Here is a 19,078-nt window from a genome sequence, read left to right on the forward strand (position 1 = left end):
GCGTTCCGCGCCACGTAGGGACCCTGCTGCCCCACTCTAGGCAGGCCCTTTCGTGTCGCGTTCCGCGCCACGTAGGGACCCTGCTGCCCCACTCTAGGCAGGCCCTTTCGTGTCGCGTTCCGCGCTACGTAGGGACCCTGCTGCCCCACTCTAGGCTGGGGCAGGCCCGGGCTACAAGCTCAGGGCCGGCACATGGCGCCGTCTTACAAGCTCAGGGCTGCTGGACCGACGGACTGTTGACCATCGTGAGTGCGGCCCGCTCCATGTAGTCCCACAGCGTCCCTTGGTGTAGCGGCGACAAGCCGAGCGAATCCACTGCCGCGCGCATGTGGAAGAGCCAGCGGTCCTTGGCTTCGGGCGTCACCTGGAACGGCATGTGCCGCATCCGCAGCCGGGGGTGTCCACGTTCCTCGCTGTAGGTGCCCGGACCGCCCCAATATTGCTCAAGGAACATGAGGAACCGTCGCTTTGCCGGGGCGAGGTCTTGTTCGGGGTACATGGGCCGGAGCAAAGGATCTCCGGCGACGCCGTCGTAGAAGACATCGATGAGTTTCACGAAAGTCCCGTGGCCACCGATGGCCTCATAGAAGCTGTCGGTGTAGGCAGGCTGGCTGAACGGATCGTTTTGCATCAACTGCCGCCGTTCGGCAGGCTGCGGCGTTGCTGATTCCGGCTGGCTGGCCATGTCACTCGCCTGCTTTCTGCTCTTGAATCTTGAGGGATTCCTTTGAAGATTGAGGCGCACCGGATGCAGCGGTTTCGGCAGGCGCAGTACCCGGGGGTGCAGGCGGAACGTCGTCCGGGACGGCGGGTTCCTCCGGCACGTAGTCGCCCTGCGAGCGGTTGCCCACCCGAAGGATTTCCCCGTTGCGCAGATACCAGATGGCACCGTCTTCGGCCCGGAGCCGGGTGATCCGGAGGCCTACAGATTCAACGGTGCCAATCACTTCGGTGGTCACAATCACATCGCCGATTCCGAACTGGTCCTCGATGGTGATGAAGATGCCGGACAGGAAATCGCGGATGAGCTGTTGGGCGCCGAAGCCAATGGCCACACCCAAAATCCCGACGCTCGTGAGCAGCGGTGCAATATCCACATTCAGGTATTTGAGGACGTAGATGATGACGATGACCACCACAACCACGCTCAGCACGCTTGTCAGCAGCGACCCGATCGTGTGGGCGCGTTGGGCGCGCCGTTCATGGTCGAGCGCCCGGAAGGCCGGCTGGACCCACCTGAAATGCGGTTTCTTGAAGAAGCTGGTGCCCTCGGCCACTCGGCGGGTAATACGCAGGATGATGAACCGGGCCACAACCCAGACCACCAACCCAATGCCCAGCGTCACGAAGATTGACGCGTAATCGATTTTGGCTGCATCGGCCACGATGTTGTCGGTCGACGAGGCGACGTTCATGTGCGGGAATGCTCCTCACGGGATCCAATTGTTCGCCGGGCCCTTTTGCCGGGCGCTGAACACTCTGTCCACGGTCAACCCTATCGCCGTAGCGTGGCCGGTCGTGCATCCTGGTTCTTGGCTGAACAGCCTGGCTAGCTGACGGCCGCCATCGTGCTTGGCTCATGCAGAACGGGAAAATTGACGCTCCTCGCGATAAAGCACACCTGGTTGGCCTCATGGTGCAGTTCGTCCACGAGGGAAATATGCGCCGGGTCGGCAACCGTGACTTGCGGCTTCAAGGTGACGTTCTCGAACTGGCCGCTGCCATCGCGATTGAGCCTCATCAAGCCCTCGGCGTGGTCCACGTAATCCGTGACCACCACCCCGTGTTTGACCGCGACATGCAGGAAAGACAGCATGTGGCACTGGGAGAGTGCGGTGAGGAGCAGTTGTTCGGGGTTGTACCGGCTGCGGTCGCCATGGAAGGTGGGGTCCGAGGATCCCTTCAGGACGGGCAGGCCGGGGATCTCGACGTCGTGGTCCCTCGTGTAGCCGCGGTAGGTGGAAGTCCCGGTGCCCAGATTTCCGGTCCAGCGCACGGTCAGGGAGTAGCGGTGTTCGTCCAGGCTCATGGGGAAAGTCTAGCGGGGGGTGCTTTCGCGGGCGGCATACGGAAAGGCCCCGGTTCCATTGAAGCGGAACCGGGGCCGGACGGTGATTTATCCGATGGTTTTTAGACGTCTGCCGCGCGGGCTTTCAAGGCACGGGCAACGCCGTCGCGGTTTTCGAGCATCATGCGGCGCAGGGCGCTGCTGTCCGCCGGCAGCTCAGCGAGGAACTTGTCCGTGCGGTCAACCGTGGCCTGCGTGGTCAGTTGCGCCGGGTAGAGCCCGACGACGATTTGCTGGGCCAGCGCAAAGGTGCGGCTGGCGACAATCTCAGGTACGGCCTCAAAGTACACCTCGGCGTACGGCTCCAGCAGGGAGGTGTCCAGCACCCGGGTGAAGCCCGTGACGGCGGAGCTTTGAATGGCGTTGGAAAGCTCGCCCGTGACCACGATCTTCTTCCACGCGGCGGCCTTGGCCTCGGGTGTAGGAAGGGCAGCCGTCGCCAAGGCGGCGGCGTTCTGGCCATTGGCCGTGTGGTCGCGCCCGAGTTCGGCGTCGATCCGGTCCTGGCCTTCGCGCCCGCCCACCACCAGCGCGGTGAGGAGCTCCCAGCGCAGGTCCTGGTCAACGGTCAGTCCGTCCAGGACAATGCTGCCGTCCAGGACCGCTTGGATTGTCTCCAGTTGGGAGCTGCTGGCGGAGAGCAAGGCGAAAGTTTTCACGAATTGCAGCTGGGCGTCCGATCCGGCAGCCGCGGTTTTCGAAAGTTCCCACAGCGTGTCAGCGGCGGCCACCGTGGCGGCATCCTTGTGTTCGACCGCGACGTAGTAAGTCAAAGTAGTGGCCAGCTGGCGGAGCTGGGTCTGGATTACGGAGGAATCGGTCTCGGACGCGATGTTCGCCAGGATCAGCTCGGCGTAGCCACGGGCCGGGGTTTCGCCGTCGCGGGCTGCATCCCACGCAGAGCCCCATACGAGTGTGCGGGGCAGGCTGCCGGCGAAGTCCTTCAGGTGGGCCTTCGCGGTGGCCAAGGAGCTGGGGTCGAGGCGCACTTTGGCGTAGGCGAGGTCGTCGTCGTTGAGCAGGACCAGGTCCGGACGCGCCATTCCGGCAAGGGCGGGAACGTCGGTCCGGGGGCCGTCGACGTCGAGCTCCTCCCTGTGGGTCCTCTCAAGTTTGCCTTCGGCTGAGAGGTCATAGAACCCCACGGCGAGGCGGTGCGGCCGCAAGGTGGGCTGCTCGACGATAGCCGTCTGCACGATCGCAAAAGACGTGATGGTGCCGTCTGGGTCGACCTCGAGCTCGGGGGAGAGGGTATTGACGCCGGCAGTCTCGAGCCAGAGCTTGCCCCACTGGTCCAGATCGCGGCCGCTGGCAGCTTCGAGTTCCTTCATGAGGTCCACCAGTTCGGTGTTCTGCCACGCATGCTTCTGGAAGTACTCGCCGACGCCGGCCATGAACTGCTCCGGTCCCACCCAGGCAACCAACTGCCGCAGCACGGAAGCTCCCTTGGCATAGGTGATGCCATCGAAGTTGACCTCGACGTCCCGGAGATCGTTGATCTCGGCGAAAATCGGGTGGGTCGTGGGTAATTGGTCCTGCCGGTACGCCCAGGATTTCTCCACCGAGGCAAAGGTGGTCCACGCCCGGTCAAATTCGGTGTTCTCGACCGCGGCCAGGTGGGACATGTACTCGGCAAAGGACTCGTTGAGCCAGAGGTCGTTCCACCAGCGCATCGTGACGAGGTCCCCGAACCACATGTGGGCCAGCTCGTGCAGCACAGTGATGGCGCGGCGTTCGATCTGGGCGTCGGTGACCTTGCCCCGGAAGACGTAGCCTTCGAGGATGGTCACGGCGCCGGCATTTTCCATCGCGCCGGCATTGAACTCGGGAACGAACAGCTGATCGTACTTCTCGAAGGGGTACGGGAAGCCGAACTGGGCCTCGAAGAACTCAAAACCCTGGCGGGTCAGTTCGAAGATGTTGTCGGCGTCCAGGTACTGCATGAGGGACTTGCGGGCGAACACCCCGAGCGGGATGACGCGGCCATCGGAGCTGCGGACCTCGCTGCGGACCGATTGGTACGGTCCCGCGATCAAGGCGGTGACATAGGAAGAGATGCGGGGAGTCGGGGCGAAATGCCAGACGGAGCGCGCGCCGCCGTCGTCCGCGGGAGTGGTTTCCACCGGTACCGGAGTGGGCGAGTTGGAGATCAGGTCCCAGTGCGAGGGTGCAGTGACCGTGAACGTGAATGCGGCCTTCAGGTCCGGCTGCTCGAACACAGCGAACATGCGGCGGGAATCGGGCACCTCGAACTGCGTGTACAGGTAGACCTCGTTGTCCACCGGGTCCACGAAACGGTGCAGGCCCTCACCGGTGTTCATGTAGGGGGCATCGGCAACTACCCTGAGTTCGTTCTCCGCGACGAGCCCGGGCAACTGGATGCGCACGCCGTCGGACACCACCGCCGGATCGAGTTCGGTGCCGTTCAACGTCACGCTGTGCACGGTCTCCGTGATCGCGTCGATAAAGCTCGAGGAGCCCTCGACGGCGGAAAACTTCACCACCGTGGTGGAGCCGAAGACCGAGGCGCCCTTGGTCAAGTCGAGCGTGACGTCATACGAGGTCACGCTGAGCAATTTTGCGCGCTGTCCGGCTTCGGCGCGCGTCAAGTTCAGGCCTGGCAAGGTTTGCCTCCAAGAATGGTTTCGAGAAGCCGGTTGGTTTCAGCCAGCGCCGGCGCTGTGAAGTCATTCTTTCACTTGATTCCGGCTTGGCAAGGACGCTCGATCACAGTGTCGCCGGCGCGGGGTAGCGTTGGAATATGGGAAAGATGCGCGACTCGTTGGACCTCCGGGCACTCCGCTTTGCGGTGGCGTTTCCAGTGCTGCTGGCCGGCGCATTTGCTGTGTGCGCACTCATGTTGCGCAACAACCTTCCCGATCCTGTCGCCATCGCGTGGAACGCCGACGGCGGAATCAGCTTTGCGCCGTTCCTCACCTACGTTTTAGGCGGCGGAGGCTTCCTGGTCGTCGCGGGCTGGCTGGTGTTCATCCAGGCGGTTCCCCTTGCCCGGCCCGTGATCATGCGCCGGGTCATGATGGGCATGGGCCTTATGGTGACCCTCTTCATCACCTCCGTGCTGGCCGCCGGCCTCGTGGGGCAAACCGGCCTCACCGACGCCCGCAGCTCCCACGTCGATGCCACGGTCCTCGCGCTGGGCGCGGGCGCGGCCCTGCCGCTGGGCGTGGTCATGATGATGGCTTTCAAGCCTGACCCGCATTGGACACCGGAAGACGACGCCGCCCTCGAGGACGAAAGGATCCGGACGGAAGACCCCGGCCTGGCGGAGGATTCCATGTTGCTGTGGGTCCACGCGCGGAGTTCGGTGTTCGTGATGATCTGCGTGGCCACCTTGTTCCCCGCCATGTTGATCGCGATTGCGCTCCCGTGGTTGGGCGCACTGCTCGCAGTGGTCGCCGTCATAGGAGCGTGTTTCCTCTTCGTCCGGGTCAGGGCGGACAGGGGAGGCGTGCAGGTCTTTGTCGCGGGGGTTCTGAGGGTCCTCACGGTGCCTGCCGTGGATATCGCAGGCGCTGCGGCGCAGGAAGTCAGGGCCGCCGACTTTGGCGGCTGGGGACTCCGGCACCACGGAGGAGCGACGGCCATGCTCGTAAGCAGCGGTCCCGCCGTCGTCGTCCGTCAGCTCAGCGGCCGCAGGGTGGCGTTCAGCGCCGGGACCTCGGCCACTGCGGACCGGCTCGCAGGAATCCTGAACCGCGTCGCGGCGCGGGCCCAGCGCGGCGAGCAGCCTCCGGCCCCCTAAGCGGCGGGAAGGTTGTCCGGCCTGCTGGCTTCGTCTTAAGAGGTGAGCCGGGGCCCGATCCTAGTAACCTAGGAACCGCATCCCTCACCGCCGCGCCCGGCATTGCCGCGTTCGCGTGCCAGACTGAATGGACTTCCTGTGACCACACCCCGCGTCCACATTGCCACGGACCACGCCGGCATGGAGCTCAGCGCCCACCTCGTCAGCCACTTGACTGCCAAAGGCTACGACGTTGTTGACCACGGCCCCAAGGTGTACGACGCCCTGGATGACTACCCTTCGTTCTGCATCAACGCGGCCGCGGCCGTAGTTGCCGACCAAGAGGCCGGCGTTCACGCACTGGGCATCGTCCTGGGCGGATCCGGCAACGGTGAACAAATTGCCGCGAACAAGGTCAAGGGTGTCCGGGCCGCACTCGCCTGGAACCTCTCCACTGCGAAACTGGCCCGAGAGCACAATGACGCCAACGTGGTTGCCGTCGGGGGCCGCCAGCACACTGTCGAGGAAGCCACCGAACTGATCGAGGCCTTCCTGGAAGAACCGTTCAGCAACGACGAACGCCACGTTCGCCGCATCGGAAAAATCGCCGTCTATGAGAACACCGGCGAAATCGTTGCGTAGTGCCTGAAGGGCATTCCATCCATCGCCTGGCACGCCAGTTCCAGGATGTTTTTGCCGGCCAGGTGCTGGAGGTCTCCAGCCCCCAAGGCCGCTTCACTGCGGGCGCGGCGCTTTTGGACTGCCACGAACTGCTCGAAGCGACGGCGCACGGCAAGCAGCTCTTCCTCCGTTTTGACCATGGGGTGCTTCTGCATGTCCATCTGGGTCTCTACGGTGCGTGGAGTTTCGGTGGCGATGAATCCTTCCGCGGGGCGTCGAGCATCGGGGCGCCGCGCCGTATCGGCGAACGCGAGACTTTCTCACAAGACGCAAAACAGGATGCTGGCCTGGGTGCGGGTCCCGGTGCAGCGAGCCCCATAAGCAGCTACGCGGGTCCGCCCGAGCCGGTGGGTGCCGTGCGCGTGCGCCTCGTTTCGGCGAACGGCTGGGCAGACCTGAGGGGCGCCACCACGTGCGCAGCGATCACCGAGGCGGAGGCCGCGGCCGTCCTGGCGCGCTTAGGTCCCGATCCCCTCCACAACCGCCCTGGCGACCGCGAGGAGTTCATCCGCCGCTTGCTGCGCCGCAAGACCGCCGTCGGGCTCCTCCTCATGGACCAGTCGGTCGTGGCCGGGATCGGCAACATCTATCGCGCGGAGGTGCTGTTCCGCCGGCGCGTTGATCCGTGGACTCCGGGCAGCTCCTTGAACGCCGAAACCGCCGGTCGCCTGTGGGATGACACCGTGGCGGCGATGTCCGACGGCGTCCGTGACGGGCGGATTGTTACGACCCCGTCGGTTTTGTGGAGCGGCGGGAGCGGCGGGAACGCCGGAGCGCTCGACGGCGAGGCGCACTTTGTCTACAAGCGGCAGGGACAGCCGTGCCGGCGATGCGGCGAAGTAGTGGGGATGGCCGAGATCGGTGCACGCAAACTCTATTGGTGCCCGGGCTGCCAGAACTAAAAGTCAGGCGCTAAAGTTCGCCCCTGGCGGGTGCAACGCGCGGAAACACGAAGGGCCCCTCGATGAGGGGCCCTTCGTTCTTTGGAGGGGACGACGGGAATCGAACCCGCGTAATCAGTTTGGAAGACTGAGGCTTTACCATTAAGCTACGTCCCCGGGCAAGACTGCATGGATCTCTATGAACCTCTCAGAGTGTTCCTCGCACCTTTCCGGTGGCTGTTGAAGCCGGATATAACTAAACCTAATTCAGGGGCCAAGTGTCAAATGTGCATTCTCCGCCGAGATGCCCGTAGACTGTCCTGTGCATTCACGGGGTGTAGCTCAGCTTGGCTAGAGCGCCTGCTTTGGGAGCAGGAAGTCGCAGGTTCAAATCCTGTCACCCCGACTCTGTGTGCCTGTTCCGATCCGGAACGCGGCAGAACCCCATCCCACAAAACCAGGAGTACTTAGACTGTGAAGAGCGCTGTCGAGAACCTCACCGCCACGCGGGTCAAGCTCAACGTTGAGGTTCCCTTTGAGGAACTGAAGCCGAGCATCGATGCCGCTTACAAGACCGTTGCTTCGCAGATCCAGGTTCCCGGGTTCCGCAAGGGCAAGGTTCCCTCCAAGCTGGTTGACCAGCGCGTCGGCCGCGGCTACGTCTTGGAGACCGCCATCAACGATGGCCTCAACGGCTGGTACCAGGCCGCCGTCCAGGAAGCCGGCCTCCGCCCGCTGAGCCGTCCCGAGGTTGAGATCACCGAGGTTCCGGACCCGTCCTCGACCGACGGCGAACTGAAGTTCCAGGTTGAGATCGACGTCCGTCCCGAGGTTGAGCTCCCTGACTACGCCGGCATCAAGGTAGAGGTTGCTGCAGCCGATTCCTCCGACGCCGACGTCGACAAGGCCCTCGACGAGCTCCGCGGCCGCTTCGGCACGCTGAAGTCCGTTGACCGCCCGGCCGCCGATGGCGACTTCCTGACCATCGACATCACCGCCACGATCGACGGCGCCGAGATCGACTCCGCCACCGGCCTGTCCTACCAGGTTGGCGCAGGCACCATGCTTGAGGGGCTCGACGAGGCCGTTACCGGCCTTTCTGCCGAAGAAGAAGCAATCTTCGACACCACGCTGGTTGGCGGCGAGCACGCCGGCGAGGCAGCCCAGGTCAAGGTTGCCGTCAAGACCGTCAAGGAGCGCGAGCTTCCTGAGGCCAACGACGACTTCGCCCAGTTGGCATCCGAGTTCGACACCCTCGCTGAACTGCGTGAAGACCTTGCCAAGCAGGCCGCTGATTCCAAGGTCGTCGGCCAGGGCGTCGAAGCCCGCGACAAGGTCCTGGACAAGCTCGTAGAGCTCATCGAGGTTCCGGTTCCGGATTCTGTGGTCGAAGAGCAGCTCGAAGCGCACTTCAACCCGGAGAACGCCCACGGCGAAGGCGAGCACGACACCGAGGAACACCGCGCCGAGGTCAAGGCCAACACTGCCCGCGCCTTCCAGAACGAGATCATCCTTGACGCCATTGCCGACAAGGAAGAAGTGAGCGTCAGCCAGAACGAGCTGATCGACTACATCGTCAGCACGGCAAGCCAGTACGGCATGGACCCGAACCAGTTCGCCCAGATCATCGATCAGAGCGGCCAGGTTCCCATGATGGTTTCCGAGGTACGTCGCCGTAAGGCTCTCGCAGTTGTCCTCGGCCAGGCCGAGGTTGTCGACTCCGAAGGCAACAAGGTCGACCTCAGCGACTTCGTGCGCCCCGCCGGCGAAGAGGTTTCAGTCGAGGAAGCCGCAGAAGCAGCTGTTGTTCCGAGCGACGACCCCGCTGCCGTGAAGTTCTAGTTTCAACTCTCGCCGCCCCCGGATCCTTGATCCGGGGGCGGCTTGGTTTAAGCCCGGGGAGCATGGAAAGCGCCCCCTTCCGCAATCGTGCGCCGTCAGCGAACAGTGCGATTTGGGAGAACAAATCGCCGTGGAAAACGGTTAGTGTCCAAGTAGTGAAGATCAGGGATGGCAAGTTCAGCAATGGCCCTGTCACCAGCGAGAGGTAAGTACTTATGTCACAGCACGCAGAGACGCCCAGGATGGCAACCGTCGATCCAGCGGCCCAGGACAACTACATCTACAACCGCCTGCTGAAAGAGCGCATCATTTGGCTCGGATCCGAAGTCCGCGATGAAAACGCCAACGCGATCTGCTCCCAGCTCCTCCTCCTCTCCGCTGAAGACCCGGAGAAGGACATCTACCTGTACATCAACTCTCCTGGCGGCTCCGTGACTGCCGGCATGGCCATTTACGACACCATGCAGTTCATCCCGAACGACGTCGTGACGGTTGCCACCGGACTCGCGGCCTCCATGGGCCAGTTCCTTCTTTCCTCGGGCACCAAGGGCAAGCGCTACGCCACGCCCAACGCCCGCATCCTGATGCACCAGCCTTCCGGCGGCATCGGTGGCACGGCGTCGGACATCAAGATCCAGGCCGAATTGATCTTGCACATGAAGAAGGTGATGGCTGAGCTGACTGCCGAACAGACCGGGCAGACTGTCGATACCATCCTCAAGGACAATGACCGCGACAAGTGGTTCACGGCCGTCGACGCTCTCGAGTACGGCTTCTTCGACAAGATCGCCGCCCACGCAGGCTCGGTTGCCGGCGGTGGCGGAACGGCCAACGCCTCGAACTCAGAGAACTAACCGGCACCAAGAAACATTCAGATCAGGAGCAATAACATGAACTACAACTTTGGATGGTCTGCCGGTAATCTCCCGTCCAGCCGCTACGTCCTCCCGCAATTCGAGGAGCGCACGCCCTACGGCTTCAAACGCCAGGACCCGTACACGAAGCTCTTCGAGGACCGGATCATCTTCCTCGGTGTACAGGTTGACGACGCTTCTGCCGACGACATCATGGCCCAGCTGCTGGTGCTCGAGTCCACGGACCCGGACCGCGACATCACGTTGTACATCAACTCCCCGGGTGGCTCGTTCACGGCCATGACGGCGATCTACGACACGATGACGTACATTCGCCCGGAGATCCAGACCGTTTGCCTGGGCCAAGCGGCCAGCGCCGCGGCCGTGTTGCTCGCGGCAGGTACTGCGGGCAAGCGCCTCGCCCTGCCCAACGCCCGGGTCCTGATCCACCAGCCGTCGCTGTCCGGCGGCCAAGGAGGCCAGGCTTCCGACCTTGAGATCCAGGCCGCAGAAGTCATGCGCATGCGCTCATGGCTTGAGGACACGCTGGCCAAGCACTCCGGGCGGACGCCGGAGCAGGTCAACAACGATATCGAGCGCGACAAGATCCTCACCGCTGCCGAGGCAATGAACTACGGATTGATCGACCAGGTGCTCGATTCCCGCAAGATCAAGCCCCAGGCGATCGCCAGGTAACTGGCCAAAACTCGACGCCGGTGCGGTTCAGGAAATATGGACCGCATCGGCGTTCTGTTTCAACCCAAGCAGCCCATTGTGTCCTACAGTGGAAGTTGTCATGGTGGCGCCCCCGCTGCGATCTTGCGAAATTGCGGATAGGTACGGGGCTGCACCACCCGCATGAAACGAAGGGATTCCCACATGGCTCGGATTGGCGAGAGCACGGATCTGCTGAAGTGTTCTTTCTGCGGAAAGAGCCAAAAGCAGGTGCGGAAGCTGATTGCCGGGCCCGGCGTGTACATCTGCGACGAGTGCATCGAACTCTGCAACGAGATCATCGAAGAGGAACTCGCCGAAGTATCGGATCTTGGCAGCTTCGAGTTGCCCAAGCCGCGGGAGATCTTCGACTTCCTCCAGGAATACGTCATTGGCCAGGAGCCCGCGAAACGCTCCCTCGCCGTCGCGGTCTACAACCACTACAAGCGCATCCAGGCGGGCCACGCACCGAAGACCGGCCTCGGCGAAGGTGGACACCACGAAGACGTGGAGATCGCCAAGTCCAACATCCTGCTGATCGGCCCCACCGGCTGCGGCAAGACCTACCTGGCACAAACCCTGGCCCGCAGGCTGAACGTACCCTTCGCCGTCGCCGACGCCACGGCCCTGACCGAGGCCGGATACGTTGGCGAGGACGTCGAAAACATCCTGCTGAAGCTCATCCAGGCCGCAGACTACGACGTCAAGAAGGCCGAACAAGGCATCATCTACATCGACGAGATCGACAAGATTTCGCGCAAGAGCGAGAACCCGTCCATCACGCGCGATGTGTCCGGCGAAGGCGTGCAACAGGCGCTCCTGAAGATCCTTGAGGGCACCGTGGCCTCGGTTCCGCCGCAGGGCGGACGTAAACACCCGCATCAGGAATTCATCCAGATCGACACCACCAACGTGTTGTTCATTGTGGCCGGTGCTTTCGCCGGGCTCGAGGACATCATTGGATCGCGGTCCGGCCGGAAGGGCATAGGCTTCGGGGCCCCGCTCAACGAGGTCAAGGACAACGCGGACAGCTACGGCGAGGTGATGCCGGAGGATCTGCTCAAGTTTGGCCTCATTCCCGAATTCATCGGACGCCTGCCTGTGATCACCACCGTGTCCAACCTTGACCGTTCCGCCCTCATCCAGATTCTCTCCAAGCCCAAGAACGCCCTGATCAAGCAATACCAGAAGATGTTCCAGCTGGACGGCGTGGAGCTTTTGTTCGACGACGACGCCCTTGACTCGATTGCGGACCAGGCCCTTGAACGTGGCACCGGAGCCCGCGGCCTGCGTGCCATCATGGAGGAGGTGCTGCTGCCGGTCATGTTCGACCTGCCCAGCAGGGATGACATCGCCAGCGTCGTCATCACTGCCGACGCCGTGAACAAGAAGGGCCAGCCCACCATGATCGCGCACGAGGTCATTGCGAAGCGTCGGAATAAGTCCGCCTAGCCTGGGGTTGGCATCATTGGCGCCGGACATCGTTTCGTCCGGCTAGCGCGCCCCCTTACGCCTATCGAAGGAGTTCCCTGTGCCCGAGCAGACCGCCAACAAGGTCGATTTCTGGTTCGATCCCATGTGCCCTTTTGCCTGGGTGACATCCCGCTGGATGGGTGAAGTGGAAGACGTTCGCGGCATTGAGACCAACTGGAACGTCATGAGTCTCTCTGTCCTCAACGAAGGCCGCGAGCTGCCTGCCGAGTACACCGAGAAAATGAAGCTGGGCTGGGGACCCGTCCGTGTCATCATTGCCGCCCGCGAGCTGCACGGAAACGAGTACATCAAGCCGCTGTACGACGCGATGGGTTCCCTCATCCACCACGAAGGCATCAAGGATTTCGCCGAGGTCATCTCCAAGGCACTGGCTGAAACCGGCCTGCCCGCCGAATTGGCCCGCTTCGCCGATTCCGAGGAATACGACGTGCAACTGCGTGCCAGCCACGAATCCGGTATTTCCCTGGTGGGCCAGGACGTCGGCACCCCCGTGGTCGCGGTCAACGGCACGGCCTTCTTCGGCCCTGTCCTCACCCGTATTCCCCGTGGCGAGGAAGCCGGCCGGATCTGGGACGCCACCGTCACCTTGGCCGGCTACCCGCACTTCTTCGAGCTCAAGCGCAGCCGTACGGAAAGCCCGGAATTCAACTAGCCTGAATCCAACCAGCCGGCGCCGCGGCGGTCGTTCGTGCCGCAGTCACAGCTATTTCAGGAACCGCGACGTTCTACGGTCCGCGAGGATCTTCCCGTTTGTCTGGCAGCCAGGGCAATACTGCAACGAAGTGTCGGCAAAGGACACCTCGCGGATGGTGGTCCCGCACACAGGGCAAGGCTGGCCCGCCCTGCCGTGGACCCGCATGGTGTTCCGCTTCGTGTCCTTGAGTTCGCTTGAGGCTTTCCCGACGGCGGCGGCGACAGCCGTACCCAGGACACTTTCGATGGACTCATAAAGCACACGGGTTGTGTCCTTGTCCAGCGACTTGGCGATCGCGAACGGTGAAATCCTGGCTGCGTGAAGGATCTCGTCACTGTAGGCGTTGCCGATGCCCGCCATGACACTTTGGCTCCGAAGGAGTCCCTTGATCTGGTGCGCGCTTGTGGAAAGGATTCCGGCCAGAGTTTCTTCCGTGAACGCAGGGCTCAGCGGGTCCGGACCGAGTGCCGCGATCCCGGGAACGTCCAAGGGGCTGCGCACCACGTATACGGCCAGGCTCTTCTTCGTTCCGGCCTCCGTCAGGTCCACGCCGACGTGGGTTGAGCCGTCGCTCTTGGTGAAGCCGAGCCTCGCGGCAATATTGCTGCCGCCCATCCGCAGCTGGGTCTGCGATGGCTGCTCCGTGTAGCGGATCCACCCGGCCTTGGCGAGGTGGAAGACGAAATGGATGCCCTCGGCGTCGAGACTGACGAACTTTCCGAAGCGTTCCACGCCGACGATTTTGCGACCCTCCAGGGCTGAGTAAGGAGGATCGGCTGTCTTCAGCACGGCAAAAGACGTGATCTGGATCTTCGTCAGTTCAGCACCGAGAAGATTCCTGCCCAGGAAGGCAGTCAGCCCGGCCACTTCGGGAAGTTCTGGCATAGCAACACTGTGCCACAAAGCACCCAACCCCAGAACCCCGCCACGAGGTGCCCGAATTACATGCCAGTAGTTCCTGGAGAGGGGTTGTGCTGGCCGGGGAGCGGGTCAAGAATAGAACTTACCCACTTCGAAAGAAGAGGGACACGGAAACCAGAGATTCAGTGATATGCATCTGACGCAGCCTTCGGCAAAGTTGGATGCAAGCTACCAGTGACGAGGTAGGAAGACCTGAAAGTCCGAGGATTCCGCCAGACTGTCAAGACGTCATCAGGCAGCCGAAAGTCGAAGCCCCACCAACGGCTAAACGCTGATGGGGCTTCCCCTTTGCCCGGAAACTCCCGGGCGGCCCGGGAACTCCCGGGCTCTCCTAAACTACGCTTGAGCGGGCTCCTCGGCAGGTGCCAGGACCACGTCGCTCACCGTGAGTTCGCCGTCGCCGGCTACCAGTGAAATCTCCTGTGCGTTGGCCGCGGCCTTCAGGTCTCCCAGCCCGGCTTCCAGCTGTGCAACAAACGACTCGGTAGCGGTGATCGTGGCGGAGAGGACCTCGGTGCGCTGCTTGACCTTGGCCTCGGACTTGGCCTTGCGGATGCCGCTTAGCGCGACGCCGACGGTGCCCAGCATGGTGGTGTCGCCGTCGACGATTTCCACGGCTGCCGGCCATGCCGCGCGGTGAACCGAACCCGTGCGCCACCAGCTCCAGACCTCCTCGGTGGCGAAGGGCAGGAACGGCGCGAACAGGCGCAACAGCGAATCCAGCGTGGTGGCAAGGGCAGCAAGCACGGATGCCTGCTCGGTCTCGCCGGCCGCACCGTAGGCGCGGTCCTTGATGAGTTCCACGTAGTCGTCCGTGAACTGCCAGAAGAACGATTCCGTGATCTGCAGGGCGCGCGCGTAGTCGTAGTTGTCGAACGCCTTGGTGGACTGGGCCACGACGTCGGCCAGCTGGGCCAATAATGCCCGGTCCAAGGGGTTGGTCAGGGGTCCCCACGCGGGCGTCTTTTCCGCGTGGGGGAGACCAACCCCGGGGTTGGTCAGGACGGACAGATCCGCACCGACCACCGAGTTCTCGGTAGCGCCCAGGTTCAACACGAACTTGGAGGCGTTGAGAAGCTTGATGGCCAGGCGGCGGCCGATCTTCATCTGGGCGATCTCGTAGGCGGTGTCCGCACCGAGCTTGGCCGACGCGGCCCAGTAACGGACGGCGTCGGAACCGAACTCGTTCAGGACGTCGGTGGGAACAACCACGTTGCCCTTGGACTTGGACATCTTCTTGCGGTCCGGGTCCAGGATCCAGCCCGAGATGGCGGCGTGCTTCCACGGCGCGCTGTTCTGCAACGCATCGGCCCGCACAGCCGAGGAGAAGAGCCAGGTGCGGATGATGTCGTGTCCCTGCGGGCGGAGGTCGAAGGGGTAGACCTTGCCGAACAATTCCTCGTCACGGCTCCAGCCGCCCACGATCTGCGGGGTCAGCGAGGACGTGGCCCAGGTGTCCAGAACGTCGGCGTCTCCGATGAAGCCGTTGGGCTGCTCGCGCTGGGACTCGTCGAAGCCGGGGGCCGCGTCTGCCGCAGGGTCTACCGGAAGGGACTCGTCGGACGGCAGGATGGGGTTTGCGTAGTCCGGGTTGCCCTGGGCATCCAGCGGGTACCAGACGGGGATCGGCACGCCGAAGAAGCGCTGGCGTGAAACGAGCCAGTCACCGTTCAACCCGGAGATCCAGTTCTCGTAGCGGGAGCGCATGAAGGACGGGTGGAACTCGATCTCGTGTCCGCGCGCGATCAACCGTTCGCGGCGGTCCTCGTCCCGGCCGCCATTGCGGATGTACCACTGGCGCGACGTAACAACTTCAAGGGGCTTGTCGCCCTTCTCGAAGAAGTTCACGGGGTGCGTGATCTTCTTGGGCTCGCCATCCAGCAGATCGGCGGCAATGAGAAGCTCGACCACTGCCTCCTTGGCAGAGAACGCCGTCTTGCCGGCGATTGCCGCGTAGGCTTCCTTGCCGGCGTCGGTGGTGATCCACTCAGGTGTCTCTGAGATGATGCGGCCGTCGCGGCCCATGATGGCGCGGGTGGGCAACTGCAGTTCGCGCCACCAGGTGACGTCAGTGAGGTCGCCGAAGGTACAGACCATCGCGATGCCGGAGCCCTTGTCCGCCTTGGCGAGCGGGTGGGCTTTGACTTCGAGTTCGACGTCGAACAGGGGGGACGTGACGGTCTTGCCGAACAGCGGCTGGTAGCGCTCGTCGTCGGGGTTCGCCACCAGCGCCGCGCACGCGGCGAGCAGTTCCGGACGCGTTGTCTCGATGTAGATCTTCTCGCCGTCAGCGGTGAAGAAGGGGTAGCGGTAGTACGCGCCGGCAACCTCGCGGTCCTCCAACTCGGCTTGCGCGACGGCGGTACGGAACGTCACGTCCCACAAGGTGGGGGCCTCGGCCATGTAGGCGTCCCCGGCGTTCAGGTTGGCGAGGAAGGCGCGCTGGGACACCGCGCGCGAGGTGTCGTCGATCGTGCGGTACGTCAGGTCCCAGTCAACGGACAGGCCGAGGGTCTGGAACAGGTTTTCGAAGACCTTCTCGTCCTCGACGGCGAGTTCCTCGCAGAGTTCGATGAAGTTCTGGCGCGAGACGACGTCGAAGTCGCGCTGGTTCTTCGCCGGCTGTGCCGGCGGCCGGTAGTCGGCGTTGTAAGGAATGGCGGGATCGCAGCGGACGCCGTAGTAGTTCTGGACGCGGCGCTCGGTGGGCAGCCCGTTGTCGTCCCAGCCCATCGGGTAGAAGACGTTCTTGCCGGTCATGCGCATGTAGCGGGCCTGGACATCCGTCTGCGTGAACGAGAACATGTGGCCCACGTGGAGCGAACCGGATGCGGTGGGCGGGGGAGTGTCGATCGAGTAGACCTGCTCCCGGGTGGTGTCCGGGTTGAACTTGTAGGTTCCTTCGTCAAGCCAGCGCTGCGTCAGAGCAGCCTCAAGGCCTTCAAGGGCCGGCTTGTCGGGAACGTTGATGGGGGCGGTGGCGGGCGTGTCTGTACCCTGCGTTGATTCAGCCATGGGCCAATTGTTTCATGGCACCCTTTGTTCCGTGGCACACGGACGTGCCGTAGCATGCGGGCCGCCACTGCTCCCTCTCCCAGCTGTCCCATTGTCTGCGTCCCGGGAGGAGTGTGGGGCGCATGGTGTTGACGGGGCCCACACCCGTCACCGGCGATGGGACAGCTGGGGGAGGAACACGGTCTGCGCGATGTCCACATACGGCAATTGAAGGCTGGAATTGCCTTGTCGGCGCGAAGCACGGTTGAGCCATGGACGAGATACAGCGCATGCTGCAGCGCAATTGGGGTATATGCCGTTTCAGCCATTTACGGCGGATAGGCCTGGACAGGTTCCAAATCCGGGAGCTTGTCGACCACGGGCTCTTGATGAAGACTGCGCGAGGTACCTACGCGCTTCCGTCGGCCAGACCCGACATTGTCAAAGCAGCCGGGCAGAATGTGTCCTTGGCGTGCCTTTCTGCGGCATCGGCCCGGGGCCTATGGGTCTGGAAACCGGCCGCCGTGCCCCACGTTGTCAGGGACAGCGCCAAGGAGATTCCCGGCTGCGTGGTCCATCGGGGCAAACGTTCAGCCAGACAGCTTGTGGTTTCGGAATTCGACGCTGTGTGCCAGGCCTTCAGGTGCGCTCCGGCGTGGCAGGCGCTTGTAGTCGCAGAAGGGGCCGTTGCGGGCGGACGGGTCATGCTGCGGGACCTCGAGTCGCACTTCTCCGGTTCCCGCGACTGGCGGATCCGGCTCCTGATCGGCAGGATCCGCGCCGATTCACAGTCTATGCCGGAAACCTTGGCTCGTCTTGCCCTGGAAGACGCAGGATTCCAGGTGAACACGCAGGTGCAGATCGCCGGAGTGGGAAGAGTGGATGGTGTCGTCAATGGAGGACTTGTCTACGAAGTCGATGGTCGGAAGTTCCACTCGGGGCCACAGGAATTCGAGAACGACCGCAGGCGTTGGAATTCCTTGATCATGCAGGGCATCCCAGTGGTGCGTATTCCGGCGAGGTGGATTCTCCAAGATCCGAATTCTGTGTTGCCCATTGTGTCCGAGGCACTCTCGGCGATGAAATCCGCGCCATCTGTCCCAGCCTTAGTGAAGGCAGAGAGAGTTGGTGCGCGAGGTGTTGACGTCCAGCACAGGGGAAACAATGAGTGGGACAACTGGGAGGGGGAGGGGGCGGCGATAGGCTGGTGACATGATTGCTCCTGAAACGTCATCCACGGTGTCCCAGAAGATCGCAGTAGTGACCGGCGCCAGCACGGGAATCGGCGAAGCCACAGTGCGGGCCCTCACCGCCGATGGATGGAAGGTATTCGCTGTCGCCCGCCGTGCGGAGCGGCTCGAGACACTCGGCGCCGAGAGCGGCGCCGTGCCGTTCGCCGCGGACATCACCAACGACGACGACGTCGCGGCCTTGCTCTCGGCCGTCACCGAGGCAGGGGGAGCGGACACGCTCATCAACATTGCCGGCGGCGCACGGGGCGCAGACACCCTGGCCAATGCGCAGACCGAAGACTGGGACTGGATGTACCAAGTCAACGTGCTCGGTACCCTGAAGCTGACCCGGGCCTTCCTCCCGATGCTCCGGGCCAACGGCGAGGGCACAGTTTTGAACCTGACGTCGACCGCGGGATTCACGGCCTACGAGGGCGGCGGCGGTTACAACGCGGCCAAGTTTGCCCAGCACGCCATGACCGGCGCCCTGCGCCTGGAGGAAGCCGAGAACAACATCCGCGTCATCGAGGTGGCGCCCGGCCTCGTCCACACGGAGGAATTCGCGCTCAACCGCCTTGGCGATGCCACTGCTGCAGCCAAGGTGTACGCCGGCGTCGAGAAGCCGCTCACGCCGGAGGACGTCGCCGACGTCGTCAAGTACGCCGTCTCAGTGCCGCACCACATCAACCTGGACGAGATCATCGTCCGCCCGGTGGCGCAGGCCGCGACCCACAAGTTGATCCGCAAGGGCTAAGGTCCCGGCGTCGCGCGCCCCATGCCCTCAAGTGGAGCTAGCGGCGCCGCTGCCGTTAGACTTGTGGCACAAGCTTTGACCCGGACATCACCGGTGAGCTTCCGGAAGAACGCCCCGCCACCATGGGAGTCAGTAGAACCGGACGGGTAAGCCCGTCACAGCAGCAATGAGCGGCCGGCGCCGGAACAGCTCCTCTTCACGAGGAGC

Annotated in this window: 16 protein-coding genes and 2 tRNA genes; 11 read left to right on the top strand and 7 right to left on the bottom strand. The window is 63.3% G+C overall.

Annotated elements, in window-relative coordinates; genetic code table 11:
• Nucleotides 1–211 precede the first annotated feature (211 nt).
• The 4 genes from ABH924_RS20485 to pepN all read right to left on the bottom strand — a co-directional run bounded on the left by ABH924_RS20485 (nt 212) and on the right by pepN (nt 4,692).
• Nucleotides 212–685 carry a globin gene (locus ABH924_RS20485; protein WP_404501797.1) on the bottom strand — a complete coding sequence of 158 codons (474 nt, stop codon included), beginning with the start codon at nt 683–685 and terminating at the stop codon, nt 212–214.
• 1 nt (nt 686) lies between these two features.
• Complete coding sequence (locus ABH924_RS20490) at nt 687–1,415, bottom strand: mechanosensitive ion channel family protein (RefSeq protein ID WP_234749882.1); 729 nt, start codon at nt 1,413–1,415, stop codon at nt 687–689.
• A gap of 134 nt (nt 1,416–1,549) precedes the next feature.
• Nucleotides 1,550–2,029 (bottom strand): OsmC family protein, encoded by a 480-nt coding sequence (locus tag ABH924_RS20495; protein WP_234749880.1) that lies wholly within the window; start codon nt 2,027–2,029, stop codon nt 1,550–1,552.
• 101 nt (nt 2,030–2,130) lie between these two features.
• Nucleotides 2,131–4,692 carry an aminopeptidase N gene (gene pepN / locus ABH924_RS20500; protein WP_404501799.1) on the bottom strand — a complete coding sequence of 854 codons (2,562 nt, stop codon included), beginning with the start codon at nt 4,690–4,692 and terminating at the stop codon, nt 2,131–2,133.
• A 137-nt stretch (nt 4,693–4,829) separates the two neighbouring features.
• On the opposite strand from pepN, the gene ABH924_RS20505 reads away from it, so the two are divergent.
• The 3 genes from ABH924_RS20505 to ABH924_RS20515 all read left to right on the top strand — a co-directional run bounded on the left by ABH924_RS20505 (nt 4,830) and on the right by ABH924_RS20515 (nt 7,393).
• Entirely contained in the window at nt 4,830–5,831 is a 1,002-nt protein-coding gene (locus ABH924_RS20505) for a hypothetical protein (RefSeq protein ID WP_234749874.1), read from the top strand.
• A gap of 138 nt (nt 5,832–5,969) precedes the next feature.
• Nucleotides 5,970–6,452 (top strand): ribose-5-phosphate isomerase, encoded by a 483-nt coding sequence (locus ABH924_RS20510; RefSeq protein WP_284984215.1) that lies wholly within the window; start codon nt 5,970–5,972, stop codon nt 6,450–6,452.
• A complete protein-coding gene (locus ABH924_RS20515) occupies nt 6,452–7,393 on the top strand; it encodes an Fpg/Nei family DNA glycosylase (RefSeq protein ID WP_404501802.1) in 942 nt (313 codons plus the stop codon). The genes ABH924_RS20510 and ABH924_RS20515 overlap by 1 nt, the downstream gene beginning before the upstream one ends.
• A gap of 82 nt (nt 7,394–7,475) precedes the next feature.
• Here the strand turns inward: ABH924_RS20515 and ABH924_RS20520 are convergent.
• A tRNA-Gly gene (locus tag ABH924_RS20520) sits at nt 7,476–7,549 on the bottom strand.
• A gap of 154 nt (nt 7,550–7,703) precedes the next feature.
• Here ABH924_RS20520 and ABH924_RS20525 point away from each other — a divergent pair.
• The 6 genes from ABH924_RS20525 (at nt 7,704) to ABH924_RS20550 (ending at nt 12,928) form a co-directional block, all read left to right on the top strand.
• A tRNA-Pro gene (locus tag ABH924_RS20525) sits at nt 7,704–7,778 on the top strand.
• 68 nt (nt 7,779–7,846) lie between these two features.
• Nucleotides 7,847–9,214 carry a trigger factor gene (tig, locus tag ABH924_RS20530; RefSeq protein ID WP_234749868.1) on the top strand — a complete coding sequence of 456 codons (1,368 nt, stop codon included), beginning with the start codon at nt 7,847–7,849 and terminating at the stop codon, nt 9,212–9,214.
• 242 nt (nt 9,215–9,456) lie between these two features.
• On the top strand, nt 9,457–10,068 hold the full coding sequence (locus ABH924_RS20535; RefSeq protein ID WP_234749995.1) for an ATP-dependent Clp protease proteolytic subunit: 612 nt from the start codon (nt 9,457–9,459) through the stop codon (nt 10,066–10,068).
• 36 nt (nt 10,069–10,104) lie between these two features.
• The gene (locus tag ABH924_RS20540; RefSeq protein WP_234749864.1) at nt 10,105–10,764 is read left to right on the top strand and encodes an ATP-dependent Clp protease proteolytic subunit; all 660 of its coding nucleotides are present in this window, start codon (nt 10,105–10,107) and stop codon (nt 10,762–10,764) included.
• Nucleotides 10,765–10,947: 183 nt separating this feature from the next.
• A complete protein-coding gene (gene clpX, locus ABH924_RS20545; protein ID WP_059389365.1) occupies nt 10,948–12,234 on the top strand; it encodes an ATP-dependent Clp protease ATP-binding subunit ClpX in 1,287 nt (428 codons plus the stop codon).
• Between the two features lie 79 nt (nt 12,235–12,313).
• Complete coding sequence (locus ABH924_RS20550; protein WP_404501805.1) at nt 12,314–12,928, top strand: DsbA family protein; 615 nt, start codon at nt 12,314–12,316, stop codon at nt 12,926–12,928.
• A gap of 51 nt (nt 12,929–12,979) precedes the next feature.
• On the opposite strand, the gene ABH924_RS20555 is transcribed toward ABH924_RS20550, so the two are convergent.
• Together ABH924_RS20555 and valS are read right to left on the bottom strand one after the other, a co-directional pair.
• On the bottom strand, nt 12,980–13,855 hold the full coding sequence (locus ABH924_RS20555; protein ID WP_404501807.1) for an Fpg/Nei family DNA glycosylase: 876 nt from the start codon (nt 13,853–13,855) through the stop codon (nt 12,980–12,982).
• Nucleotides 13,856–14,227: 372 nt separating this feature from the next.
• The gene (gene valS, locus ABH924_RS20560) at nt 14,228–16,906 is read right to left on the bottom strand and encodes a valine--tRNA ligase (protein WP_404501809.1); all 2,679 of its coding nucleotides are present in this window, start codon (nt 16,904–16,906) and stop codon (nt 14,228–14,230) included.
• A 251-nt stretch (nt 16,907–17,157) separates the two neighbouring features.
• Between valS and ABH924_RS20565 the strand changes: the two genes are divergently transcribed.
• The gene (locus tag ABH924_RS20565) at nt 17,158–18,096 is read left to right on the top strand and encodes a hypothetical protein (protein ID WP_404501811.1); all 939 of its coding nucleotides are present in this window, start codon (nt 17,158–17,160) and stop codon (nt 18,094–18,096) included.
• Between the two features lies 1 nt (nt 18,097).
• The gene (locus tag ABH924_RS20570; RefSeq protein WP_404501813.1) at nt 18,098–18,871 is read left to right on the top strand and encodes an SDR family oxidoreductase; all 774 of its coding nucleotides are present in this window, start codon (nt 18,098–18,100) and stop codon (nt 18,869–18,871) included.
• Nucleotides 18,872–19,078 lie beyond the last annotated feature (207 nt).

It is taken from the genome of Arthrobacter sp. GAS37 (assembly GCF_044908325.1).
GTDB lineage: Bacteria > Actinomycetota > Actinomycetes > Actinomycetales > Micrococcaceae > Arthrobacter > Arthrobacter ramosus.